Source organism: Roseateles sp. GW821-FHT09G09, assembly GCF_059415965.1.
This window is the reverse complement of sequence record NZ_JBWKOG010000006.1, coordinates 388,773-411,554: the sequence shown is the minus strand read 5'-3', so window position 1 is coordinate 411,554 and position 22,782 is coordinate 388,773. Positions and strand designations below refer to the sequence as shown.

Sequence of the window (22,782 nt, the reverse complement as noted above, 5' to 3'; positions counted from 1 at the left end):
GTCACCCAGGGGACAGCGGCCGGCTTGAAATCGCGCATCCGAACGCACACGTCACACGCTGTTGCAACGTGGACTTCAGCGTGCACTGCAACGTGCGATGCAACGTGACTTTCAGCGTGGACGGCGACGTGCCCGCCGATGCCGGGGGTTCAACGCGCCTTGGCCCGGATCTCGGGCAGCGCCTTCTGCAGGTAATAGACCATCGACCAGATGGTCAGCACCGCGGCCAGGTAGATCAGCCAGGTGCCCCAGATCCGGGTGTTGATGACCTCGAACACCTTGCCGTCGAACAGCAGGAAGGGGATGGCCACCATCTGGACCGTCGTCTTGAGCTTGCCCAGCACGTGCACCGCCACCGAGCGCGAGGCGCCGATCTGCGCCATCCACTCGCGCAGCGCGGAGATCGCGATCTCGCGCCCGACGATCACCAGCGCGACCAGCGCGTCGACGCGCTGCTGCTCCAGCAGCACCAGCAGCGCCGCGCAGACCAGGAACTTGTCGGCCACCGGATCCAGGAACGCACCGAAGGACGAGGTCTGGTTGAGCTTGCGCGCCAGGTAGCCGTCCGCCCAGTCGGTCAAGGCCACCGTGATGAACAGGACGGTGGCCAGCAGGTTTTGATGGGCGGGCGAGATCTGCAGGTGGAACACCCCGACGATCAGCGGGATGGCCACGATGCGGGCCCAGGTCAGCAAGGTTGGCAGCGTCCAGAACATGGGCGGCATTGTGCCCACGTTTCCAGGCGAGGAACCGTCGGTCGACGCCTAATCGTCGAGCCTCAATCGTCCAGCGTTCGCGGCTTGAAGCGCCGGTCGTCGTCGAACAGGAAGACCTCGACGAACTTCCAGGGCTTGGACAGGCGGCTCACGTCGCCGAACGGCGCGGCGCGGCGCACCGCCGCGATGGCGACCTCGATGGTGTCCTCGGCCTGGGTCGGCTTGCGCAGCACGCGGATGTGCCTGATCGAGCCGTCCTGGTTCAGTTCGACCTCCAGCACCGGAATGGCCAGCAGCTCCGCCGGCACCTCGCCCATGTAGGTGCCGTCCGGATTGGCGGCGACCATGCGCTGCGCGGCCTGGCGGCGCAGGTCCTCATGCGAGCTGACCGCGTGCGGTGCCGGCAGCGGCAGGCCGCGGCGCACCGCCGGCGAGGTCGGCACCGGCCCGCCCGGCGCGATCGGGGTGGCGATCGGGGTGGCGATCGGGGTGGCGATCGGGGTGGCGACCGGCGCGCGAGGCGTCTCCTGCACGGGAGGACGCTCCGGCTGGCGCTGCGTCGGCGAGCCGCAGGCCGCCAGCGACAGCGCGAGCGCCAGCTTGCCGCTCCAGCGCGCCGCAAGCAGCCAGGAACGGCGCCCGGAAGTTCGATGGATCGATGTCATGTCTGTTCCCAACAAGCCGCGCGCCGTTCAATGCAGCGCGCGATAGATTTCTTCCGCGAGTTCGCGCGAGATGCCCTTGACGCTGCAGAGCTCCTCGACGCTCGCGCCGGCCACGCCGCGCACGCCGCCGAAACGCTGCAGCAGCTGCGCGCGCTTCTTCGGGCCGACGCCGGGCACGTCCTCCAGGCGCGAGCCGCCGGTGCGGATGGACGCGCGCTTGGCCCGCATGCCGGTGATGGCGAAGCGGTGGGCCTCGTCGCGGATCTGCGCGACCAGCATCAGCGCCGCCGAGTCGCGCCCCAGGTACACCTTCTCGCGGCCGTCGGCGAAGACCAGCTCCTCGAGACCGACCTTGCGCCCCTCGCCCTTTTCAACGCCGACGATCAGGCCCAGGTCGACGCCGAGTTCCTCGAAGACCTCGCGCGCCATCGACACCTGGCCCTTGCCGCCGTCCACCAGCACCAGGTCCGGCATCCGGCCGGTGCCATTCTGGGCGGCCTCGGCCATCTTGCTGTAACGGCGTGTCAAGACCTGGCGCATCGCGGCGTAGTCGTCGCCGCCGGTGATGCCTTCGATGTTGAAGCGCCGGTACTGGGCGCTCTGCATCTGGTGGCCCTCGAAGACGACGCAGGACGCCTGCGTCGCCTCGCCGGCCGTGTGGCTGATGTCGAAGCACTCGATGCGGAACTTGTCGAGCTCGGTGACGCTGAGGTCCAGCGCGTCGATCAGCGCGCGCGTGCGCGCCTGCTGCGAACCCTCTTCCGAGAGCAGTCTCGCCAGCGCGATCTCCGCGCCCTTGACGCACATCTCCTGCCAGATGCGGCGCTGTCCGCGCGGCTGGGCCTGCGTCGTCACGCGGTAGCCGGCCTGCACGCTCAGCGCCTCGGCCAGCGCCGGGTCGACCGCCTCCGACAGCACCAGCAGCGACGGCACCGCCATCTCCAGGTAGTGCTGCGCGATGAAGGCTTCCAGCACCAGGCGTTCGGGGCTCGGCGGCTCCACGCGGGTGCGGCGGGTGCCGTCGCCCTGGACGCCGCCCTGGACGCCGCCCTCGCCTTCGCCTTCCACTTCAACGGGCGCCAGCTCATCGTCGTCCAGCAGTTGGACGGCGGTCGCATCGTCGACGTGCTTGGGGAAGTAGGCGCGGTCGCCCAGATGCCGGCCGCCGCGCACCATCGCCAGGTTCACGCAGGCGCGCCCGCCCTGCAGCTTCACGGCCAGGATGTCGACGTCGCGGTCGCGACCGGTCGCGCTGTTCTCGTCGACGGCCTGCTGCTGCAGCACCTTCGACAGCGCGGTGATCTGGTTGCGGATGCCCGCCGCCTGCTCGTACTCGAAGCGTTCGGCGTGCGTCATCATCTGCGCCTGCAGCGCGTCCATCACTTCCTGCGTCTCGCCGAGCAGGAAGCGCTCCGCGTTGCTGACGTTGCGGCGGTAGTCGTCGTTCTGGCCTTCCGGCACGCAGGGCGCAGTGCAGCGATGGATCTGGTGCAGCAGGCAGGGCCGGCTGCGGTTGTTGAAGACGGTGTCCTCGCAGGTCCGCAGCTGGAAGACCTTCTGGATCAGCTGGATCGATTCCTTCACCGCCCAGGCGCTCGGGAACGGGCCGAAGTAGCGGTGCCGCCGGTCGACCGCGCCGCGGTAGTAGCTGATGCGCGGCCAGGCATGGCCGGACAGCCGCATGTAGGGATAGCTCTTGTCGTCGCGGAACAGGATGTTGAACCGCGGATTGAGCGCCTTGATCAGGTTGTTCTCGAGCAGCAGCGCCTCGGCCTCGGTGCGCACCACCGTGGTCTCGAGCCGCGCGATGCGCGCGATCATCATGCCGATGCGCGTGCCGCCGTGGTCCTTCTGGAAGTAGCTCGAGACGCGCCGCTTCAGGTTCTTCGCCTTGCCGACGTAGAGCACGTGGTCCTGCGCGTCGAAGTAGCGGTAGACGCCGGGCAGCGCCGGCAGCGCCAGCACCTCGGCCAGCAGGCGGTCGCGGCCTTCGCGCGCGGCGCGCTCCATGTCGGCGACGCGGCGCGACTCGGCCGCCTCGATGGCGGTCGACTGGGCGTTCCACTCGTCGGCAGGGGACGCCGCGGGCGCGGCGGGGGCGGCGGCGGCGGCGGGGCCGGATGGGCCGGATGGGCCGAGGGAAGGATCGGGGGTCGGCTCCGGCACTTCGCTGGCGCCGGCGGGGGTCGTGCTCATGGGGCGCGATTGTGCCGCCGGATAATCCGGCCATGCCCGACACCCCCGCCGAATCCTCTCCCGACGCGCAGACGCCTGACGGACGGACCTGGGACATCTTCTGCCGCGTCATCGACAACTACGGGGATCTCGGCGTGTGCCTGCGCCTGGCGCGCGACCTCGCGCGACACGGCGCGCGGGTGCGGCTGTGGAGCGACGATCTGTCGCCGCTGGCGTGGATGCAGCCGGACGCCGTCGAGGGCCTGGCCTGCCTGCCCTGGGCCGGCAGCGCGCAGGCCGAGCCGGGCGATGTCGTCCTCGAGACCTTCGGCTGCGAGCTGCCGGCGTCCTTCGTCGCGGCGATGGCCGCCCGCGCGGTGAAGCCGGCGTGGATCAACCTCGAATACCTCAGCGCCGAAAGCTATGTCGAGCGCAGCCACGGCCTGAGTTCGCCGCAGTTCTCCGGGCCTGGCGCGGGCCTGGAGAAGCGTTTCTTCTACCCCGGCTTCAACGACCGCACCGGCGGACTGCTGCGGGAGCCGGGCCTGGTCGAGGCCGTCGACGCGCATGACGGCGCGTCCTGGCTGCGGGAACGCGGCTGGGCAGCGGCGCCCGGCGAACGGGTGCTCAGCCTGTTCGCCTACCCGCACGCGTCGCTGGCGGCGTTCCTCGACGCGCTCGGCCCGGGATGGCTGCTGCTGCTGCTGTGCCCGGGCGCACCGCAGGCGGAACTCCCGCCGCTGCTGCGGACCGGGCAGCGCGCCATCGCCCTGCCTCACCTCAGCCAGGCCGACTATGACCGGCTGCTGTGGTCTTGCGACCTGAACCTCGTACGCGGCGAGGACTCCTTCGTCCGCGCGCAGTGGGCCGGGCGGCCGATGCTCTGGCAGATCTATTTCCAGGACGACGGCGCCCACGGGCCGAAGCTGGAGGCCTTCCTCGCGCAATCGCTGGCCGGCGCGCCGGCGCCGCTGCGGACGCATTGGGGCGCACTCTCCCGCGCCTGGAACGGCCTGGCGCCGTGGGCGCCGGACGCTGCGCAGGCCCTCCGCGACCTGGGCGCCGCCACGGCGCATGCCCGCGCGTGGCGCGCCGGGTTGGCCGCCCGACCGGCCCTGACCGCCCGCCTGCGGGACTTCGCCGGGCCGCCGGTTGGCGCGTGAGGGGCCTTTCGAGCTAGAATGCGCGGCTTTTCCGCGTTCTGATTGCGCGGCTTTCGGACTCTTTCTCCCGGAATCATCATGAAGATCGCACAAGAAATTCGCGCCGGCAACGTGATCATGCACGGCAAGGACCCCATGGTCGTGCTGAAGACCGAATACAGCCGCGGTGGCCGCAATGCCGCCACCGTGCGCATGAAGCTCAAGAGCCTGCTGAACAACTCGGGCACCGAAGTCGTCTTCAAGGCCGACGACAAGATGGACCAGATCATCCTGGAGAAGAAGGAGTGCACCTACACGTACTTCGCCGATCCGATGTACGTGTTCATGGACTCCGAGTACAACCAGTTCGAGGTGGAAGCCGAGAACATGGGCGACGCCATCAACTACCTGCAGGACAGCATGGAAGTGGAAGTGGTGTTCTACGACGGCAAGGCCATCTCCGTGGAACTGCCCACCAGCGTCGTGCGTGAAGTCACCTGGACCGAGCCGGCCGTCAAGGGCGACACCTCGGGCAAGGTCCTGAAGCCCGCCAAGATTTCCACCGGTTTTGAGATCCCCGTGCCCATCTTCGTGGCGCAAGGCGACAACATCGAAATCGACACGCGCACGCACGAGTACCGCAAGCGCGTCTGAGTCGACGGCAACGCGCCAGCGCCTGAACGGCCCGGCGCCCCACGAAAAAAGCAGCCCGCGGGCTGCTTTTTGCTTTTCGAGATCCGCGATCCACGACCCGATCTCCGGCACGGCCCCTCGGAGGGGGCCAGGCGTGCCGGCATCAAGCCGCAGCGTGACGCTGCTTGCTCTTCTTCGGCTTGGCGTTGGCGACCTTCTTCGAGCCCGACTTGCCCGACGAGGCATGCTGCGCCGGCTTCTTCTTGGCGCCGGACTTCTTGGCGCCAGCGTGCTTGCCGCCTTGCTTTACGCCTTGTTTAGCGCCTTGTTTCGCGCCTTGCTTTGCACCCTGCTTCGCCGTCTTGCCGGCCGCCTTGTGCTTGCCGGCGCCGTGGGTGTCCTCGGCCGGCTTGGCCATGGGCGCGGCCGGGGCCGCCATCTCGGCACGCGCGGCCGGGATAGGCGCCGTCGCGGGAGGCGCCGGTTGCGCCTGCGGCTGGACCTGCGCCTGCGCGACGGTGGCCAGCAAGGCGGTGCTCAGGGCGGCGATCAACGACTTCATGGGGATTTCCTTCTTCTTCGGGACGCGCCGGCCGGGGCCGGCGCTCGTGGCGATGGACACGAGTCTAGCGGGCGGCCGGTGAAGGCCGCGTCAAACGAACTCGCCCTGGCGTAACCATTTTGTGGCGACCCACTTCTCGCCATCGACCACCGGCGCGCCGCCGTGCAGCGTCAGCGTCGCAGGGTCGGGCCGGTCGTAGCTGAAGAACACGGCGTTACCCTTCTGCGCCATCACGTCGAGCTTGATGTCCGGGAACACCGTCGCGCCGCCGCGCGTTGGCGTGTTCAGGTACATCACGATGGTGGCGACCCGCTGGCCGCCGCGCTCCAGGATCGCCTTGCTGCTGGCGTGACGCGGGTCGAAGTAGTCGTAGTGCGGCTGGTACTCGGCACCGGCGCGGTAGCGCAGCACCTGCAGGCCCTCGCCGTTGCGCACCGGCCAGTTCAGCAGCGTCGCGATGCGGCGTTCGATGCGGGCCACGACCTCGTTCTCGCCGCGCTCGAAGAACATGCCCTCGCTGGTGCGGGCGGCGTTGACCTCGCTGCCCTCGCGCTGCGCCGCGACCGTTTCCGAGCGCGCCAGACGCTGCCCGGCGTTCGTGACGATCGCGTCGCACTCCTGCTCGGACAGCAGGTTCCCGAACACGATCACCCGCGGCCGCTGCAGCGCCATCAGGATCTCGACCCGATGACCGTCCGGCAGCAGCACGCTGCGCTGCTCGCTGAGGTCGGGTTCGGGCAGGGAGCCGGCCGCGATCGCGGGCTCCGGGAGCTCCGGCAGCCGCAAGGGCGTCTCGATCGGCGCCTCGAACGGTCGATGCTCGGCCAGCGCCTGCTGCGCCATGTCGGGCTGCCAGCCGCTGGTCAGCATGGCCTGGTACAGCGCCTCGCGGGTGATGCCATTGCGCAGTTGCGTGGCCACCCAGTCGCGCAGTTCGGGCGTGAGGTATTGCGAGTTGCTCATATCCGCGACGGTATCAAACTGATCGGTCTGTGCCTGTATCCCGGTGTGCCCGAAAGCAGGTCCTGCTGACGCGTGGCCGCTCACTCATCGATGATCACTCGGCGATCCGGCGACGGAACACCAGCCGGTCCGGCTCGCTCGCCTCGGGCGCGTAGGCGTAGCCGTCGGCGGCGAAGTCCTGCAATCCGGACGGCGTGCCGATGCGATGCTGGATCGCATGGCGCGCCATCAGGCCGCGCGCGCGCTTGGCGAAGAAGCTGATGATCTTGTAGCGGCCGTTCTTCCAGTCCTCGAACTGGCATTCGATGACGCGCGGCTTCAGCACCTTGCGGGCGGCGGCCTTGAAATACTCCTGCGACGCCAGGTTCACGATCACCGGCGACTGGAGTTGCGCGCTCTGCGCGTTGAGATGCTCGGCGATCGTGTCGCCCCAATAGGCGTAGAGGTTGCCGCCCCGGTCGTTCTTCAGCGCCGTGCCCATCTCCAGCCGGTAGGGCTGGAGCCGGTCCAGCGGCCGCAGCACGCCGTACAGGCCCGACAGGATCGCCAGGTGGCGCTGCGCCCATTGCAGGTCGTCCAGCGACAGCGTCGACGCCTGCAGGCCGTCGTACACGTCGCCGTCGAAGGCGAGCACGGCCGGTTTGCTGTTCTTGTCGGTGAAGCGGGTCGACCACGCGTGGTAGCGGGCGACGTTCAGGTTCGACAAGGCTTCGGAGAGGTCCATCAACCCGCTGATGTCCGACGCGGACTGGGTCTTGAGGATCTCGATCAACTCGGCCGACTGCGGCACGAATTGCGGACGGGTCGCCAGCGCGGCGAGGGTGTCCGGGGTCGGGGTGTCGTAGTCCAGGGACTTCGCGGGAGAAATCACAAACAGCATGGGCGCTGATTGTCGCTCGTTCCGGGCGCAAGACCTGGCCCTTGCCGGCGCAAGACCGCCCACCCGCAGACGTTCGAGCGTTGGCCCGCCGTCCCCGACCACCACCGTGCTTCGACGGATTTGCGACCGGGGATTGCGGGTGACTTCTTTTGCTTATTGCGCCAGCAGCGTGTTGATCGCCGTCACGTCCTCGGGGCGCAGTTGGCCCGACGCCTGGCGCAGCTTGAGGCTGTTCACCAGCACGTCGTAACGCGCCTTGGCCAGGTCGCGCTGCGTCGTGTACAGCTGGGTCTGGGCATTGAGCACGTCCAGGTTGACGCGCACGCCCACCTTGTAGCCCAGCTGCGTCGCTTCCAGCGCCAGCTTGGTGGAGGATTCGGCCGCCTCGTACGCCTTCACCTGCGCCTGCAGCGACTGCACGCCGAAGAACGCGCGCTTGGTGCCTTCCTCGACGCTGCGGCGGGCGAAGTTGAGGTCGTTGCGGGACTTCTCCTCCAGCGACATCGTTTCCTTGATGCGATTGGTGATCTGGCCGCCGGTGTACACGGGCAGGTTCACCGACACGCCCAGCGACCCCTGCTTGGTGTTGCCGGTGTAGCTGACGCCCTCGCCGGTCTGGCGCTGCACGCCCAGCGAGGCGTTCAGGTCGACCGTCGGCCACCGGGCGCCCTGGGCGCGTTCGATCTCGATCTTGGCGATGTCCAGGCCCAGCTGGGCCTTGCGGATGGCCGGATGGGCGCCCTCGGCCACGCTGACCCAGGGGTCCACCGTCGACGGCACCACCGGCGGCAGCGCCACCGGCACGGCCAGCGGACGCGGCTCGACGCCGACGCGGCCGACCAGTTGGTCCAGCGTCACGCGCTTGACGCGCAGGTCGTTGTCGGCGGCCAGTTCCTGCGCCGTCGCCAGGTCATAGCGGGCCTGCGCTTCGCGGGTGTCGGTGATGGTGGCGGTGCCGACCTCGAAGTTGCGCTTGGCCGAGGCCAGCTGCTCCGCGATCGCGGCCTTGTTCGCGCTGGAGGTCGACAGCGTGTCCTTGGCGCCCAGCACGTCGAAGTAGGCCTGCGCCACGCGCACGATCAGGTCCTGCTCGGCCGTGTCCAGGTCGGACTGGGCGACGTCCACGCCCAGGCGGGCCTGCTCGATGCTGCCGATGTTCGGGCGGTTGAAGATCGCGTACTTGGCGTTCAGTCCGGCCGTGCTGACCGTGTTGCCCTGCCAGCCGGAGTTGACCGTGCCGCCCTTGCCGTCGGCGATCGCCGGCAGGTCGACCTCGTTGCGCGTCGCGCCGACGCCCAGGCCCACGCTCGGACGGGCCAGCGCCTGCGCCTGGCCGTAGCGGTACTGCGCCGAGTCGGCCGTGGCGCGCGCCGCCAGGTAGGTGGCGTCGTAGACACGCGCCGCGTCGTACAGCTCTTGCAGGCTCTGCGCCTGGGCCGCGCCCGCCGCCAGGGCGAGCGCCGCGGCCAGGAGCGAGACCCGCGGCAGGCGGGAGATGGGAGACGGACGGCGTTCAGCGGCCATGAGGCATCCTCGTGTCGATGTGATGTTCTTCGGATCGATCCAACTGCGGACCGGCCGCGGAGGGTCCGCGACCGGGATTCAGTACCTCGGCACCGCCGGATCGATCGCCTCCGATCCGACCCCGGTGCCGCGGGCGAGGTTATAGATCACCTCCCCCGCTTGTCTCGAAAGAAATGCGACGACTTGCAGTCTTCGCACCCCTTGACGGCAATTCCGCGCGACGGGCTGCAAGCCCCCCCGCCGCGGCCTTCCTCAGAACGTGAAGTGCGAACCGGTGTCGAAACCGTCCAGGCGCTGCACCACCGTCTCGAACAGGTTCTTCGTCGTGAACGCGCGCTCGCCGGTCCGGGTGACGATGCGCGCGGTCATCGCGGGCTCCTCGCCGACGATCACGCCCATGCGGCCGCCGACCTTGAGCTGGTCCAGCAGCGCCTGCGGCGCCTGCGCCACCGAGCCCGACAGCAGGATCACGTCGAAGGGCGCCTCGCCGGGCAGGCCCTTGACGCCGTCGCCCTCGACCACGGTCACGTTCAGCACGCCGTTGCGGCGCAGCGCGTCGCGGGCGGCGCCGGCCAGCTGCGCATCCGGCTCCACGCTGAAGACCTGCTGCGCCTTGTGGCCCAGCAGCGCGGCCATGTAGCCGGCGCCGGTGCCGATTTCCAGCACCTTCTCATGGCGCTCGATCTGCAGCTCCTGCATCCAGCGGGCCTCGACCCGGGGCGGCAGCATCTTGCGGCCGTGGGCCAGCGGCAGTTCGACGTCGGTGAACGCCACGTTGCGGTAGGCGGCGGGCACGAAATCCTCGCGCTTGACCACGGCCAGCAGGGCCAGCACCGAGGTGTCCAGCACATCCCAGGGGCGGATCTGCTGTTCGATCATGTTGAAGCGGGCTTGTTCGAAGTTCATGTTCTTTGATCCTCTGGCGCCGCACGGCGCGCCAAATGCGGTCAGGAAGCGGTCAGGAAGCGGGGGCGTCAATGCGGGCGGTATTCTAGGCGGCCGGATGCGGCGTGGCCGGCTCCGATGGGGGACGCGGGCGGTTGAGGAGTCCCTCGAACATCAGGTCGAGCTGCAGCCTGAGCACGGCCTCGGGCGCCGGCTTGTGGTCGTGCACCACGCCCGCGGCGCCGATCGAGTGCTGATGCAGCACCAGATGCAGCACCGGCCCGATCAGCACCATCACGCAGACGTCGGGGTCCACGTCGCGGAACTCGCCCGAGGCGATGCCGCGGCGCACGACCTCGGCCAGCAACGCGCAGCTGGGCTCGATGACCTCGTCGTTGTAGAAGGCGGCCAGCTGCGGGAAGTTGCCCGCCTCGCTCATCATGATCTTGTGGATGCCGCCGGCGGGCGTCAGTCCCATGCGTTCCCACCAGCTCCACAGCATCCAGGTCAGCAGCTCCGCCATCGACCCCTGGTGCTTGCCCAGCTCCGAGACGCCTTCGGCGATCTTGGTGCCGATGGCCTCGCGCACCACCGCCTTGAAGAGTTCCTCCTTGGACGGGTAGTAGAGGTAGAGCGTCCCCTTGGAGACCCCCGCCCGGGCGGCGACCTCCTCCGAACGGGTGGCGGCGAAGCCCTTCTCCACGAACAGCGACAGCGCCGCCTCGAGCAACTCCTGCGGCCGCGCCTCCTTGCGCCGCTGTCGGGTGGACGACGGCGCCGGAGCAGCTGACGAGGGCGCCGGAGCGGCCGTCTTGGCGGAAGCGCGAGGCATGTGGAAGGAACTGCGGGAGAGGGGGTGAGAGGCGCGCGCAGCGCGCGGGGTCGGCGCAGTCAATAACTGACTAACCGGTCAGTAATGTAGCGGCCAGCTTTCGACCCGGTCAAGCGCTCCCCCGGGCGCGGCACCCTTCAGGAGGGACTGACGACCTTCACATTGCCCCTTCACGCCCCCCTCACGCCCCTCTTACGCCGGACCGCCCATCCGGGTGCTGCACTGCGGCAAACCGGGTTCGAGCCACGGCTATGATCCCCGCCGACCCGCCTCCACCCCGAGCGAGGCGGCATTCTGGAGTCGTCGTTTTGGACACTGTGCTGCTGATCAAGGCCGCGATCATGGGGATCGTCGAAGGCCTGACCGAATTCCTGCCGATCTCGTCGACCGGCCACCTGATCCTGGCGGGCTCGCTGCTCGGCGGCTTCGAGGATGCCCGGGGCAAGGTGTTCGACATCGCGATCCAGACCGGGGCCATCCTCGCCGTGATCATCGTGTACTGGCAGCGCCTGCGCGAGACCGCCGCCGGGCTGGGCAGCGACGCGCGCGCCCGCCGCTTCGTGCTGAACGTGGCGATCGGCTTCCTGCCGGCGGTGATCCTCGGCCTGCTGTTCGGCAAGGTCATCAAGGAACACCTGTTCACCCCCGTCGTGGTGGCCAGCACCTTCATCATCGGCGGCTTCATCATCCTGTGGGCCGAGCGCCGCCAGCAGACCGCCGTGCGCATCCAGGACGTCGACCAGATGTCGCCGATGGACGCGCTGAAGGTCGGCTTCGTCCAGTGCCTGGCGATGGTGCCGGGCACCAGCCGCTCCGGCGCGACCATCATCGGCGGCATGCTGCTGGGCCTGTCGCGCAAGGCGGCCACCGATTTCAGCTTCTTCCTGGCGATCCCGACCCTGATCGGCGCCGGCCTGTACAGCCTGTACAAGGAGCGCTCGGTGCTGTCGACGGGCGACATCCCGCTGTTCGCGGTGGGGCTGTTCTTCTCCTTCGTCAGCGCCTGGATCTGCGTGCGCTGGCTGCTGAAGTACATCGCCAGCCACAGCTTCGTGCCTTTCGCCTGGTACCGCATCGCCTTCGGGATCGTGGTCTTGATCACCGCCTACACCGGCGTGATCGTCTGGGCTGAATAAGCTCCCCCCTACCGGCTACGCCGGCCCCCCAAGGGGGCGAGCCCGTGCGCCTGGCAAAGCCAGATCGCCGGGCTCCGCTTGAAAAGTCGGCCGCCTTCGGGGCCTCCGCCGACGGTCCGGCGTTTCCGACTGGCGGCAGCTAAAATCGAACCCATGACCATCACGATCAAGACCGGCGCCGACATCGACGCCATGCGCATCGCCGGCCGTCTGGCGTCCGAGGTGCTGGACATGCTGACCCCGCACGTCAAGCCGGGCGTCACGACCGACCACCTCGACAAGCTGGCCCACGACTACATCGTGAACGTCCAGCAGGGCATCCCCGCCCCGCTGAACTACCAGCCGCCAGGCTACACGCCCTACCCCAAGTCGATCTGCACCTCGATCAACCACCAGGTCTGCCACGGCATCCCCAACGACCGTCCGCTGAAGAACGGCGACATCGTCAACATCGACGTCACCGTCATCAAGGACGGCTGGCACGGCGACACGAGCCGGATGTTCGTCGTCGGCGAGGGCTCGATCGCCGCCAGGCGGCTGTGCGCCTTCACCTACGAGGCGATGTGGAAGGGCATCCAGAAGGTCAAGCCGGGCGCGCGCCTGGGCGACATCGGCCATTCGATCCAGACCTTCGCGGAGAACGCCGGCTTCAGCGTCGTGCGCGAGTTCTGCGGCCACGGCATCGGGCAGAAGTTCCATGAGGAGCCGCAGGTGCTGCACTACGGCCGTCCCGGCACGCTCGAGGAGCTGGTGCCCGGCATGGTCTTCACGATCGAGCCGATGATCAACGCCGGTCGGCGCGAGATCCGCGAGATGGGCGACGGCTGGACCATCGTCACGAAGGACCGCTCGCTGTCGGCGCAGTGGGAGCACACGGTGCTGGTCACCGAGACCGGCTTCGAGATCCTCACGCAGTCGGCCGGCACGCCGCCGCCCCCGGCCTTCGCCCTGCCCCAGGCCGTTCCGGCCTGATCCGCGCGACGCCGCCCATGAACGCCAGGACGCCCGGCGACGTCGGCATGGGTGCCAAGGTCGCGCCCGACGTGCCTGCCGTGCCTAACGTGCCCCACGTGCCGAACGTACCCACAGCGCCGGCCGCCACCCTGTCGGTCGCCGAGCTGCGCCAGCACTTCAAGGCCGGCAAGCAACTGCTGCTGGACGATTTCGCGTCCGCCAAGGCCAGCGTGTCCGCGGCGGCGCGGCTGATGCGGCTGCTGGCCAGGCACGTGGACGGCACGCTGCAGGCCTTGTGGGCGCAATCGGGCATCGCCGCGGCGGCGCCCGACGCGGCGCTGGTCGCGGTCGGCGGCTACGGGCGCGGCGAACTGTTCCCGCACTCGGACGTGGACGTCCTGCTGCTGCTGCCCGATGCGCTGCAGGACGGTCCCTCGCCCATCCAGCCGATCCAGCCGGACCAGCCCGGGCCGCTCAAGCACGCGATCGAGGCCTTCATCACCGCCTGCTGGGACATCGGGCTGGAGATCGGCTCCTCGGTGCGCTCGGTCAAGGAATGCCTGGACGAGGCCGCCGGCGACGTCACCATCCAGACCGCGCTGCTGGAATCCCGCTGGCTGGCGGGCGCCAAACCGTTGGTGAAGCGTTTCGACCAGGCCTTCCGTGCGGCGATGGATCCGCGCGCGTTCATGCGCGCCAAGACGCTGGAGATGCGCCAGCGCCACACGAAGTACGAAGAGACGCCCTACGCGCTCGAACCCAACATCAAGGAAAGCCCCGGCGGTCTGCGCGACCTGCAGGTGCTGATCTGGATCGCGCGCGGCGCCGGCCTGGGCAAGACCTGGCCCCAGCTGGCGACCCGGGGGCTGATCACGCCCTTCGAGGCGCGCCAGCTGCAGCGCAACGAGGGCGTGCTCAAGAGCATCCGCTGCCAGTTGCATCTGGCGGCGCGGCGGCGCGAGGATCGGCTGGTCTTCGACCTGCAGACCTCGGTGGCCGAGCGCTTCGGCTACGAGTCGACCCGGTCGCTGCGGGCGTCCGAGAAGCTGATGCGCCGCTACTACTGGGCGGCCAAGGCGGTCACGCAGCTCAACCAGATCACGCTGCTCAACCTCGAGGAGCAGATCAACGGCACCGTCGGCAACGAGCTGCGGCCAGTGGACGAGCGTTTCCTGGAGCGCAGCGGCATGCTGGAGATCGCCAGCGACGATCTCTACGAACGCGAGCCGCGCGCGATCCTCGAGACCTTCCTGATCTACCAGCAGACGCCCGGCATCAAGGGGCTGTCGGCCAAGACGCTGCGCGCGCTGTACAACGCGCGCGGGCTGATGAACAGCGCGTTCCGGCGCGACCCGGCCAACCGCGCGATGTTCATGCGCATCCTGGAGGAGCCGCAGGGACAGACGCACGCGTTCAGGCTGATGAACCAGACCTCGGTGCTGGGGCGCTACCTGTGGGTGTTCCGGCGCATCGTCGGGCAGATGCAGCACGACCTGTTCCACGTCTACACGGTGGACCAGCACATCCTGATGGTGCTGCGCAACATCCGGCGCTTCTTCATCCCCGAACACACGCACGAGTACCCGTTCTGCTCGCAGCTGGCGGCGCAGTTCGACCGGCCGTCGTCGCTGTACGTCGCGGCGCTGTTCCATGACATCGCCAAGGGACGCGGCGGGGACCATTCCGATCTGGGCGCGGCCGAGGCCAAGCGCTTCTGCCGCGCGCACGGGCTGCCGAAGGCAGACGCGGCGCTGGTCGTGTTCCTGGTCGAGCACCACCTGACGATGTCGCGCGTCGCGCAGAAGGAGGACCTCTCGGATCCCGAGGTCATCCAGCACTTCGCGCAGCTCGTCAGGGACGAACGCACGCTGACGGCGCTCTACCTGCTGACCGTGGCCGACATCCGGGGCACCGGACCCAAGGTCTGGAATGCCTGGAAGGGCAAGCTGCTCGAGGACCTCTACCGGCTGACGCTGCGCGCGCTGGGCGGCGCCAAGCTCAACATGGCCGCGGAGATCGAGGCGCGCAAGCAGGAGGCGCGGCAGGAGCTCGCGCTGAAGGCGCAGTTGCCCGGCACCGAGGACGCGCTGTGGAAGACGCTGGACCTCAGCTACTTCGCGCGACATGACGCCCCCGACCTCGCCTGGCACGCCCGCGCGTTGTGGCGGCACGTCGAAAGCGTCGAGCCCGTCGTGCGTTCGCGGCCGTCACCCGTCGGAGAAGGCCTGCAGGTGCTGGTGTACGCGAAGGACCTGCAGGACCTCTTCGCGCGCATCTGCGGTTACTTCGACGGCGCAGGCTTCAACATCCTCGACGCCAAGGTCCACACGACCCGCAGCGGGTATGCGCTCGACACCTTCCAGGTGATCGCGCCCGAACTCGACCTCCACCATCGCGACCTCACGGCGCTGGTCGAGTCCAAGCTCAGCCAGGCGCTGGTTGCGCAGGGGCCGCTACCCGAGCCCCGCAAAGGCCGCCTCTCGCGGCGCGTGAAGAGCTTCCCCTTCACGCCCCGCATCGCGCTGCGACCCGACGAGCGCGCGCAGCGCTGGCTCCTCTCCGTCAGCGCGACCGACCGCGCGGGGCTGCTGTACGCGATCGCCCGCGTGCTGGCGCGGCACGGGATCAACCTGCAGCTCGCCAAGGTGTCCACCCTCGGCGAGCGCGTGGAAGATACGTTCCTGCTCGACGGCGCGGCGCTGCAGCAGAGCCGCATGCAGCTCCAGATCGAGACGGAACTGCTGGACGCACTGTCGGTGCAGTGAGGCGATGAGCCAGTACCACGTGATCCCGTCCACCGAGGCCTTCGCCCGGCTCGACGGGTTCAGCAGCGTGATCGACGTGCGGTCGCCCGGGGAGTTCGAGGAAGACCACCTGCCCGGCGCCCTGAACTGGCCGGTGCTGGACAACGAGGAACGACGCGTCGTCGGCACGCTCTACCGGCAGGATCCGCTGGAAGCGCGCAAGCTGGGCGCGGCGATCGTGGCGCGCAACATCGCCAACCACCTCGACGCCAACCGGCCGTTGATGCGCAAGCATTGGCGGCCGCTGGTCTATTGCTGGCGCGGCGGGCAGCGGTCCGGGGCGATGAACTGGTTCCTGAACCAGATCGGGTTCAAGTCGCTGCAACTGGTGGGAGGGTACAAGGCCTTCCGCGGCGAGGTCATCAAGACCCTGGCGGAGCAGCCGGCGCGGTTCGACTTCGTCGTGCTGTGCGGGCGCACCGGGTCAGGCAAGACGCGGCTGCTGCAGGCGCTCGCCGCGGCAGGCGCGCAGGTGCTCGACCTCGAGGCGCTGGCCCGTCATCGAGGCTCCGTGCTGGGCGCCCTGCCCGATCAGCCGCAACCCAGTCAGAAAGCCTTCGACACGGCGCTCTGGCAGGCGATGGTCGGACTCGATCCGTCCCGGCCCGTCTTTGTGGAAAGCGAAAGCCGCAAGATCGGCGGCGTGCAGCTGCCCGAGTCGCTTCACCTGCAATTGCGGCAGCACGGGCGCTGCGTCTGGATCGACATGACCGACGCCGGGCGCGTGCAGTTGCTGCTCGAGGACTATGCGCACTTCAAGGACAGGCCGGAGACGTTCAACGCGCTGATCGGCGGACTGGTGGCCCTGCGTGGACGGGAGCGCGTCGGACGGTGGCAAGACCTGGCCCTCGGTGGGCATTGGGCAGAAGTCTTCGGGGAGCTCATGCGGGATCACTACGACCCCGGCTATGAACGCTCGCTCACCAGCCACTTCCCGAAACTGGTCAACGCGCCTCGGGTCACGCTGGTGGACGGCAATGCGGGGGAAACCAGCAGGGCCGCACAGGAACTCATCGCGCTGGCGGCGCTGCCGGTGGGCTTTCTCACCGCGTGAGAGCCCGCCGGGTCTCGGCCCGGCACCCGAGTCCCTTTGTCAGCCGACAAAGGAACCAAAACGGCCCTGACGACGCTCATATGCGCTCGCTGTCCGGCACTCGTCGCTCGTCACTCCGCTCCGAGACTCCTCGGACGATGCCCTCAAACAACCACCACCGGAGTCCTCGCACCACCTCTCTCTACAGGCTTGCTCGCTTCGCTCGTCGCGCCAGCCACTCAACGCGGCCCTCGTCAGCCGTGCACGCTCGCCCCTACCGGGGTCTCGCAGCAACAGGTCGCTCAACAGCCAAAGCCCTGATGAAACCACCGAAGCGCCAAGACTGATCCCCGATCACTGGTCCGCGCTCAACGGTCTCCGTCACTGGTCCTCGTTCATTGGTCACCGATCGCTGGTCACCGATCGCTGCGAGACCCCGGTAGGGGCGAGCGTGCAAGGCGGATGCAAGGCGCATTGAGTGGCTGGCGCGACGAGCGGAGCGAGCAAGCCTGTAGAGAGAGGTGGTGCGAGGACTCCGGTGGTGGTCGTTTGAGGGCATCGTTGGAGGAGTCTCGCGAGCGAAGCGTGAGAGCGACGAATGCCGGACAGCGAGCGCATATGAGCGTCGTCAGGGCCGTTTTGGTTCCTTTGTCGGCTGACAAAGGGACTCGGCAGCCGGGCCGAGACCCGGCGGGCTGCAGAGAGTCGAAGAGAAAGAGAGTAAAAGAGACAGCCGGCTCAAACCGCCAGCAGTTCCACCTCAAACAGCAGCGTCGCATGAGGCGGAATGACGCCACCTGCGCCATAGGCGCCGTAGCCCAGTTCCGACGGAATGACGAGGAACCGCGTCCCCCCGACCTTCATCCCTTGGACGCCTTCATCCCATCCCTTGATGACTTCCCCCGCGCCGAGGTGGAAGCGGAACGGATCGCGCCGGTCCTTGGACGAGTCGAACTTGCGACCTCGCTGCCCGTCCTTGTAGAGCCACCCGGTGTAGTGGACGGTGACGCGCTTGCCGGCTTCCGCAGTGGCGCCTTCGCCTTCCTTGACGTCCTCGAACTGGAGGCCGCTGGCGGTGGTGGCCAGTTGGTTCAGCTCGATGGCTTCCGCGCCGCCGGACACGCCCAGCAGTTCCACTTCGAACATCAGCGTCGCATTCGGCGGAATGACGCCGCCTGCACCACGCGCGCCGTAGCCGAGCTGGGGCGGGATGACGAGCACGCGGGTGCCGCCGACCTGCATGCCCTGGACGCCTTCATCCCAGCCCTTGATGACCATGCCGCCGTCGAGTTCGAACTCGAAGGGTTCGCCGCGGTCCTTGCTGGAGTCGAACTTCGTGCCCTTCTCGCCATCCTTGAACAGCCAGCCGGTGTAGTGCACCTTCACGTCCTGGCCGGCGCGGGCGGTCGCGCCGGTACCGGCGGTGGTGTCGTCGTATTGCAGGCCGCTGTCGGTCGTCTTCATCGAGTTTTCCTTGAAAGGGGGACGCCGGACCGCGTCCCAAGAAACAGAAACAGGAGCAAAGGCGTGATCATGCCAGCCGCCGAGGGTCCTTACTCCCCGCGCTGCCGTACAGGCCACGCTGCGACGGCGCTGGCGAGCCATTCGGGCATCGTCCGCGCCTGTAGCGCCGGCAGCCCGAGGCGGGCGCCGGCGCGCTGCAAAGCGGCAAGCGGGTTGCCCAGGTCGAGGGCCTGGGCGCCGTTCTGCTTGGAGAGCTTCTCGCCGTTGTCGCCGAGCACCAGCGGCGTGTGCAGATGGCGTGGACGGGGCAGGCCGAGCAATTCCTGCAGCCGGATCTGCCGGGGCGTGTTGTCGGCGAGGTCCTCGCCGCGGACCACGTCGGTGATGCCCTGCCAGCCGTCGTCGACGACGACCGCGAGTTGATAGGCCCAGAGCCCATCCGCGCGCAGGAGGACGACATCGCCGACCTCGTCGGTCAGGTCCTGCGACTGCGGACCGAGCCGCCGATCCCGCCACGCGATGCGCAGCGGCTCGTCGCCGTCCACCGTCGCCGTGCTGCGCAGCCGCCAGGCCCGCGCGGGCTTGCCGCGGAGTCCGTGCCGGCAGGTCCCCGGGTAGACGAGTTCCCCATGCCGCTCCCGCTGACCGCCCCGGGCGGCGATGGCCTCGGCGATGTCCTTGCGCGAGCAGCCGCAGGGGTAGGCCCACCCCGAGGCCTTGAGCCGATCCAGCGCGGCCTGGTAGGCCGCATCCCGCGTCGATTGCCAGACCGGCGGCTCGTCCGGCAGCAGCCTCACCTGGGCGAGCTGCGACAGCACCACCGCGTCCATGCCGGCCGGGCAGCGCGGCCGGTCGACGTCCTCGATCCGGATCAGCCAGCGGCCGCCATGCGCACGCGCATCGAGCCAGCTCGCCAGCGCGGCGACCAGCGACCCGTCATGCAACGGCCCCGTGGGCGACGGCGCAAAGCGGCCGACGTAGCCCCGTCCCGCCTGGGTCACAGCAGCAGACCCTCGTGCTGCTCGATCAGCGAGCGCCGCGTCGTCTCGCTCTGCAGCCGCTCCAGCCACCAGGCCAGCGCCTTGGCCGGGCGCTGGCTGCTGTTGCGCCACGCGTAATGCATCGGCGAGATCCGCTTCCCCTGGAAGGTTTCCTTCTGGACGAGCCGCCCGGCGTCCACATGCCGCCGCACCATCGGCGTCGGCAGCGACCCGACGCCCAGGCCGCGCAGCAGCGCCTCGAGCTTGATCGCCATCGACGGCACCGTCAGCACTTCCTGCCCCGGCACCACGCCGACGGTCATCGGCGCGAGGCTGCGCGCCGTGTCCGCCACCGCGACGATGCGGTGCCGCGCGATCTCGGCCGAGGTCAGCACCCCGTCGAATCCCGCCAGCGGGTGATGCGGCGCGACGCAGAACACCATCTCCATCGGTCCGAGCACCTCGCAGACGACCGAACTGCCCGGCGGTTGCGCGCTGGTGCCGATCGCCAGATCGGCCTGGCCCGAGATCAGCGCCTCCCAGGTGCCCGACAGCACCTCCGTGCGCAGTTTCAGGCGCGTCGGCGGCGGCTTGCCGTCCTCGGCCTGCTGGTAGAAGGCCTCCATCAGGTCGAAGATCGCGCGCCGCGCGATCGCATCGTCGAACGCGATGGTGAGTTCGCTCTCCCACCCGGTGGCGACGCGCTTGACGCGGTTCGCGACCGCGTCCATCTCCTGCAGCAGGCGCCGGCCTTCGGTGAGCAGCTCGTGCCCCGCGGCGGTCAGCACGGCCTGGCGCGAACTGCGGTCGAACAGCAGCACGTCCAGCGCGTCCTCGAGCTGCCGCACCGAGTAGGTCAGCGCCGACGGCACCTTCCCCATCTCCCGGGCCGCCGCGGCAAAGCTGCCGCTGCGCGCGATGCTGTCCATCATGGCCAGCGCTTCCGGCGTCAGGACCCGTCGTTTGTCTTGTTGAGCCATTGCTTCATCTTATTTGAACGCTGGCTTCAAGCCCCCTCCCCCTCGGCAGAGGGCCGCGTCCCTACAGTGAGTCCATCGCCAACAAGCAGGCCCCCTCCACCCCCCGGGGGGGCCCCACCAGGAGCATCGACATGCGTGAAGTCATCAAGTCCTCGGATCGCGGCTACGCCGACCACGGCTGGCTGAAGAGCTTCCACAGCTTCTCGTTCGCGGACTATCACAACCCGCGCCGGATGGGCTTCGGCCCGCTGCGCGTGATCAACGAGGACCGCATCGCCGGCGGCACCGGTTTCGGCACGCACGGCCACCGCGACATGGAGATCATCAGCTACGTCCTCAGCGGCGAGCTGGCGCACCAGGACAGCATGGGCAACGGCACGCCGGGCGGCGCCAACGCGGGCGTGATCCGTCCGGGCGACGTGCAGCGGATGAGCGCCGGCACCGGCGTGCGGCACAGCGAGTTCAACCACTCGAAGGACGGCCAGACCCACTTCCTGCAGATCTGGATCATGCCGGACCGTCAGGGTGTCGAACCGGGCTACGAGCAGAAGCACTTCACCGACGCCGAGAAGCGCGGCCAGCTGCGGCTGGTGGCGTCGCCGGACGGCGCGGCGGGCTCGGTGTCCATCCATCAGGATGCGCGCCTGTACGCCGGACTGTTCAACGGCGATGAACGCGCCGAGCTGCCGCTCGCGGCGGACCGGGTCGCCTACGTGCACGTCGTGCGCGGTCAGGCGACCGTGAACGGGGAGGCATTGGGCACGGGGGACGCGCTCCAGCTTGCCAAGGAGACCGGCGTCTCGATCGAGGCCGGCCAGGACGCCGAGGTGCTGGTGTTCGACCTGCCCATCTGAGCTGCCGGACTGGGCTGCCGACTGGGCCGCCGGACCAGGCAGCCCGATGTCGGCCACGGGCGGGCATGAACCCGCCCGCGCAGGGCCGGCACTTCGCCGCTTCACTCCGGGACGGACCCGTCGCATGCCGCGGCGGGCCGCCACCGGATGGAGATTGCGCATGAAGTCCGGCCGCTTGACCTTCCCCACTCCACCGCTCGCCGTCGACGCCGGCCCCGCCGGCTGGCCCTCGCCGTCCGCGTTGCCGTCCGCCTTGCCGTCGCTGATCGACCTGCTGATGGACCTGAGCGACTGGCCCAAGGACCATGGGATCCGCGTGCGACGCGTCGGCCGACAAGCGTCGCTCACCGCCTGCCGCGTCGCCACGTCGCGGCACGTGATCGAGATCCTGTTCGATCCCTCGACCGGTCGCTACGAGTGCACCAACTGCCAGTCCGCGGACTTCGACCTGCCGCCCTCGGTCCAGGGTGAGTCGGACGGCGGCTTCGTCCGCGCGGTGGTGCGCGGCCTGACCGCCGCGGCGGCGGCGGCGCTGTTGCAGGGTGCCCTTGCGCTGCTGGAGATCTGGCCGCACGGCGTGCCGCCTGCCGAAGCCACGGGGTTGGCCCTCGACAGCGAGATCGACAACGACAACGACAACGACAGCGACAACGCCAACCACAACGATCACGACGGCATCGCGGCGCCGTCCGCCGCGGTTCGCGCGGTCTGGCGCAAGCCCTCCGTCTGAGTCCGGCCTCCGACGCCGCGCGCACGACGGCTCTCCCTGCGTTCGCTGTCGTGGTCCTGCCAGTGCTCGTGGTCGTACTCGTGCTCGTACTGCCCTCTCGCGCGGCAGCGCGCCTCTACACTGACGCGATGCAATCGCTCCGACAACTCCTGGCCGCGTTGCCGCTGCTCGACTGGGCCTCGCTGGGTCTGTTCTTCGTGGCCTGGATCGGCTACGCCCAGTTCTCCAAGCGCCATGCGGATGGTCGCGGCTCGCTGCTGGCCATCACCAACCGCGTGCGGCGCCAGTGGATGCTGCAGCTGACCTACCGCGAGATGCGGGTGCTGGACGGCGCGGTTAGCCAGGCGCTGTTGTCGAGCCCGTCCTTCTTCGCCTCCACGACCATCCTGATCATCGGCGGCCTGCTGGCCGCGCTCGGAGCGAGCGAGCAGACCAGCGCCCTGGTGCTGGGACTGCCGTTCGCGGTGAAGACGAGCACGCTGGTGTTCGACATCAAGCTCGCGCTGCTGACCGGCATTTTCGTGTACGCCTTCTTCCGCTTCACCTGGAGCATGCGGCAGTACACCTTCGGCGCGTTGCTGGTGGCGTCCGCGCCGGAGGCGGGCCAGTTCGCGCAGCTGGGACCGGAGGCGAAAGAGGCGCGCGAGGAATTCGCCGACCGCGCCGGCGCGGTCGTCGGCATGGCGGCCGAGGCCTTCAACGACGGCTTGCGCGGCTACTACCTCGCGTTCCCCGTGGTGGCCTGGTTCTTCTCGCCCTGGGCACTGGCCCTGTCCACGGCCGGCGTGCTCTACGTGCTGTACCAGCGAGAGTTCAGATCGGAAGTGCTCGAAAAACTGCGTTGAGGCGCCGAGCCGGGCAAGACCCGGC

The 22,782-nt window shown here is 69.0% G+C and carries 21 protein-coding genes and 1 pseudogene; 9 read left to right on the top strand and 13 right to left on the bottom strand.

Features of this window, described 5'->3' with window-relative positions:
- Positions 1-149 precede the first annotated feature (149 nt).
- From pgsA to uvrC, 3 genes are all read right to left on the bottom strand, one after another.
- A complete protein-coding gene (gene pgsA / locus AC07O8_RS18560) occupies positions 150-716 on the bottom strand; it encodes a CDP-diacylglycerol--glycerol-3-phosphate 3-phosphatidyltransferase (protein ID WP_495049426.1) in 567 nt (188 codons plus the stop codon).
- A gap of 62 nt (positions 717-778) precedes the next feature.
- Complete coding sequence (locus tag AC07O8_RS18555; protein WP_495049425.1) at positions 779-1,381, bottom strand: hypothetical protein; 603 nt, start codon at positions 1,379-1,381, stop codon at positions 779-781.
- A 27-nt stretch (positions 1,382-1,408) separates the two neighbouring features.
- Positions 1,409-3,391, bottom strand: coding sequence for an excinuclease ABC subunit UvrC (gene uvrC, locus AC07O8_RS18550; protein WP_495049487.1), 1,983 nt, complete (start codon positions 3,389-3,391; stop codon positions 1,409-1,411).
- A 218-nt stretch (positions 3,392-3,609) separates the two neighbouring features.
- Between uvrC and earP the strand changes: the two genes are divergently transcribed.
- A complete protein-coding gene (gene earP, locus AC07O8_RS18545; protein ID WP_495049424.1) occupies positions 3,610-4,719 on the top strand; it encodes an elongation factor P maturation arginine rhamnosyltransferase EarP in 1,110 nt (369 codons plus the stop codon).
- A gap of 78 nt (positions 4,720-4,797) precedes the next feature.
- On the top strand, positions 4,798-5,352 hold the full coding sequence (gene efp / locus AC07O8_RS18540) for an elongation factor P (RefSeq protein WP_495049423.1): 555 nt from the start codon (positions 4,798-4,800) through the stop codon (positions 5,350-5,352).
- Between the two features lie 142 nt (positions 5,353-5,494).
- Here efp and AC07O8_RS18535 read toward each other — a convergent pair whose 3' ends face one another.
- From AC07O8_RS18535 to AC07O8_RS18510, 6 genes are all read right to left on the bottom strand, one after another.
- The gene (locus tag AC07O8_RS18535) at positions 5,495-5,893 is read right to left on the bottom strand and encodes a hypothetical protein (protein ID WP_495049422.1); all 399 of its coding nucleotides are present in this window, start codon (positions 5,891-5,893) and stop codon (positions 5,495-5,497) included.
- A gap of 90 nt (positions 5,894-5,983) precedes the next feature.
- Entirely contained in the window at positions 5,984-6,856 is an 873-nt protein-coding gene (locus AC07O8_RS18530) for a 2OG-Fe(II) oxygenase (protein ID WP_495049421.1), read from the bottom strand.
- 94 nt (positions 6,857-6,950) lie between these two features.
- Entirely contained in the window at positions 6,951-7,736 is a 786-nt protein-coding gene (gene yaaA / locus AC07O8_RS18525; RefSeq protein ID WP_495049420.1) for a peroxide stress protein YaaA, read from the bottom strand.
- Between the two features lie 153 nt (positions 7,737-7,889).
- Positions 7,890-9,260, bottom strand: a complete 1,371-nt coding sequence (locus tag AC07O8_RS18520; RefSeq protein WP_495049419.1) for a TolC family outer membrane protein — start codon at positions 9,258-9,260, stop codon at positions 7,890-7,892.
- Positions 9,261-9,512: 252 nt separating this feature from the next.
- The gene (locus AC07O8_RS18515) at positions 9,513-10,166 is read right to left on the bottom strand and encodes a protein-L-isoaspartate O-methyltransferase family protein (protein ID WP_495049418.1); all 654 of its coding nucleotides are present in this window, start codon (positions 10,164-10,166) and stop codon (positions 9,513-9,515) included.
- An 85-nt stretch (positions 10,167-10,251) separates the two neighbouring features.
- Positions 10,252-10,977, bottom strand: coding sequence for a TetR/AcrR family transcriptional regulator (locus AC07O8_RS18510; RefSeq protein WP_495049417.1), 726 nt, complete (start codon positions 10,975-10,977; stop codon positions 10,252-10,254).
- 308 nt (positions 10,978-11,285) lie between these two features.
- Here AC07O8_RS18510 and AC07O8_RS18505 point away from each other — a divergent pair, with 308 nt between their 5' ends.
- From AC07O8_RS18505 to mnmH, 4 genes are all read left to right on the top strand, one after another.
- Entirely contained in the window at positions 11,286-12,113 is an 828-nt protein-coding gene (locus AC07O8_RS18505; protein ID WP_495049416.1) for an undecaprenyl-diphosphate phosphatase, read from the top strand.
- 153 nt (positions 12,114-12,266) lie between these two features.
- A complete protein-coding gene (gene map / locus AC07O8_RS18500; protein ID WP_495049415.1) occupies positions 12,267-13,085 on the top strand; it encodes a type I methionyl aminopeptidase in 819 nt (272 codons plus the stop codon).
- Positions 13,086-13,132: 47 nt separating this feature from the next.
- A complete protein-coding gene (locus tag AC07O8_RS18495) occupies positions 13,133-15,832 on the top strand; it encodes a [protein-PII] uridylyltransferase (RefSeq protein WP_495049486.1) in 2,700 nt (899 codons plus the stop codon).
- A 4-nt stretch (positions 15,833-15,836) separates the two neighbouring features.
- Positions 15,837-16,925: a tRNA 2-selenouridine(34) synthase MnmH gene (gene mnmH / locus AC07O8_RS18490; RefSeq protein WP_495049414.1), complete on the top strand. Its 1,089-nt coding sequence runs from the start codon at positions 15,837-15,839 to the stop codon at positions 16,923-16,925.
- Between the two features lie 717 nt (positions 16,926-17,642).
- On the opposite strand, the gene AC07O8_RS18485 is transcribed toward mnmH, so the two are convergent.
- From AC07O8_RS18485 to AC07O8_RS18470, 4 genes and pseudogenes are all read right to left on the bottom strand, one after another.
- Positions 17,643-17,990 (bottom strand): FKBP-type peptidyl-prolyl cis-trans isomerase, encoded by a 348-nt coding sequence (locus tag AC07O8_RS18485; protein WP_495049485.1) that lies wholly within the window; start codon positions 17,988-17,990, stop codon positions 17,643-17,645.
- A 33-nt stretch (positions 17,991-18,023) separates the two neighbouring features.
- Positions 18,024-18,368: pseudogene (locus tag AC07O8_RS18480) on the bottom strand (FKBP-type peptidyl-prolyl cis-trans isomerase); the annotation flags it as partial.
- A gap of 89 nt (positions 18,369-18,457) precedes the next feature.
- Complete coding sequence (gene gluQRS / locus AC07O8_RS18475; RefSeq protein WP_495049413.1) at positions 18,458-19,369, bottom strand: tRNA glutamyl-Q(34) synthetase GluQRS; 912 nt, start codon at positions 19,367-19,369, stop codon at positions 18,458-18,460.
- Positions 19,366-20,328 carry a LysR substrate-binding domain-containing protein gene (locus tag AC07O8_RS18470; protein WP_495049412.1) on the bottom strand — a complete coding sequence of 321 codons (963 nt, stop codon included), beginning with the start codon at positions 20,326-20,328 and terminating at the stop codon, positions 19,366-19,368. The genes gluQRS and AC07O8_RS18470 overlap by 4 nt, the downstream gene beginning before the upstream one ends.
- 131 nt (positions 20,329-20,459) lie before the next feature.
- Between AC07O8_RS18470 and AC07O8_RS18465 the strand changes: the two genes are divergently transcribed.
- The 3 genes from AC07O8_RS18465 to AC07O8_RS18455 all read left to right on the top strand — a co-directional run bounded on the left by AC07O8_RS18465 (position 20,460) and on the right by AC07O8_RS18455 (position 22,757).
- The gene (locus AC07O8_RS18465; protein ID WP_495049411.1) at positions 20,460-21,182 is read left to right on the top strand and encodes a pirin family protein; all 723 of its coding nucleotides are present in this window, start codon (positions 20,460-20,462) and stop codon (positions 21,180-21,182) included.
- Positions 21,183-21,342: 160 nt separating this feature from the next.
- On the top strand, positions 21,343-21,912 hold the full coding sequence (locus AC07O8_RS18460; RefSeq protein ID WP_495049410.1) for a hypothetical protein: 570 nt from the start codon (positions 21,343-21,345) through the stop codon (positions 21,910-21,912).
- 128 nt (positions 21,913-22,040) lie between these two features.
- Positions 22,041-22,757 (top strand): DUF599 domain-containing protein, encoded by a 717-nt coding sequence (locus tag AC07O8_RS18455; RefSeq protein ID WP_297532013.1) that lies wholly within the window; start codon positions 22,041-22,043, stop codon positions 22,755-22,757.
- The last annotated feature ends 25 nt before the right edge of the window (positions 22,758-22,782 follow it).

Bases quoted from the DNA above. Each gene is read 5' to 3' on its own strand.
- AC07O8_RS18455 (WP_297532013.1), top strand. From the start codon at position 22,041: ATGCAATCGCTCCGACAACTCCTGGCCGCGTTGCCGCTGCTCGACTGG.
- AC07O8_RS18530 (WP_495049421.1), bottom strand. From the start codon at position 6,856: ATGAGCAACTCGCAATACCTCACGCCCGAACTGCGCGACTGGGTGGCC.
- efp (WP_495049423.1), top strand. From the start codon at position 4,798: ATGAAGATCGCACAAGAAATTCGCGCCGGCAACGTGATCATGCACGGC.
- mnmH (WP_495049414.1), top strand. From the start codon at position 15,837: ATGAGCCAGTACCACGTGATCCCGTCCACCGAGGCCTTCGCCCGGCTC.
- yaaA (WP_495049420.1), bottom strand. From the start codon at position 7,736: ATGCTGTTTGTGATTTCTCCCGCGAAGTCCCTGGACTACGACACCCCG.
- AC07O8_RS18535 (WP_495049422.1), bottom strand. From the start codon at position 5,893: ATGAAGTCGTTGATCGCCGCCCTGAGCACCGCCTTGCTGGCCACCGTC.
- AC07O8_RS18555 (WP_495049425.1), bottom strand. From the start codon at position 1,381: ATGACATCGATCCATCGAACTTCCGGGCGCCGTTCCTGGCTGCTTGCG.
- AC07O8_RS18520 (WP_495049419.1), bottom strand. From the start codon at position 9,260: ATGGCCGCTGAACGCCGTCCGTCTCCCATCTCCCGCCTGCCGCGGGTC.
- AC07O8_RS18510 (WP_495049417.1), bottom strand. From the start codon at position 10,977: ATGCCTCGCGCTTCCGCCAAGACGGCCGCTCCGGCGCCCTCGTCAGCT.
- AC07O8_RS18465 (WP_495049411.1), top strand. From the start codon at position 20,460: ATGCGTGAAGTCATCAAGTCCTCGGATCGCGGCTACGCCGACCACGGC.
- map (WP_495049415.1), top strand. From the start codon at position 12,267: ATGACCATCACGATCAAGACCGGCGCCGACATCGACGCCATGCGCATC.
- AC07O8_RS18460 (WP_495049410.1), top strand. From the start codon at position 21,343: ATGAAGTCCGGCCGCTTGACCTTCCCCACTCCACCGCTCGCCGTCGAC.
- pgsA (WP_495049426.1), bottom strand. From the start codon at position 716: ATGTTCTGGACGCTGCCAACCTTGCTGACCTGGGCCCGCATCGTGGCC.
- earP (WP_495049424.1), top strand. From the start codon at position 3,610: ATGCCCGACACCCCCGCCGAATCCTCTCCCGACGCGCAGACGCCTGAC.
- uvrC (WP_495049487.1), bottom strand. From the start codon at position 3,391: ATGGAGCGCGCCGCGCGCGAAGGCCGCGACCGCCTGCTGGCCGAGGTG.
- AC07O8_RS18470 (WP_495049412.1), bottom strand. From the start codon at position 20,328: ATGGCTCAACAAGACAAACGACGGGTCCTGACGCCGGAAGCGCTGGCC.
- AC07O8_RS18515 (WP_495049418.1), bottom strand. From the start codon at position 10,166: ATGAACTTCGAACAAGCCCGCTTCAACATGATCGAACAGCAGATCCGC.
- AC07O8_RS18495 (WP_495049486.1), top strand. From the start codon at position 13,133: ATGGGTGCCAAGGTCGCGCCCGACGTGCCTGCCGTGCCTAACGTGCCC.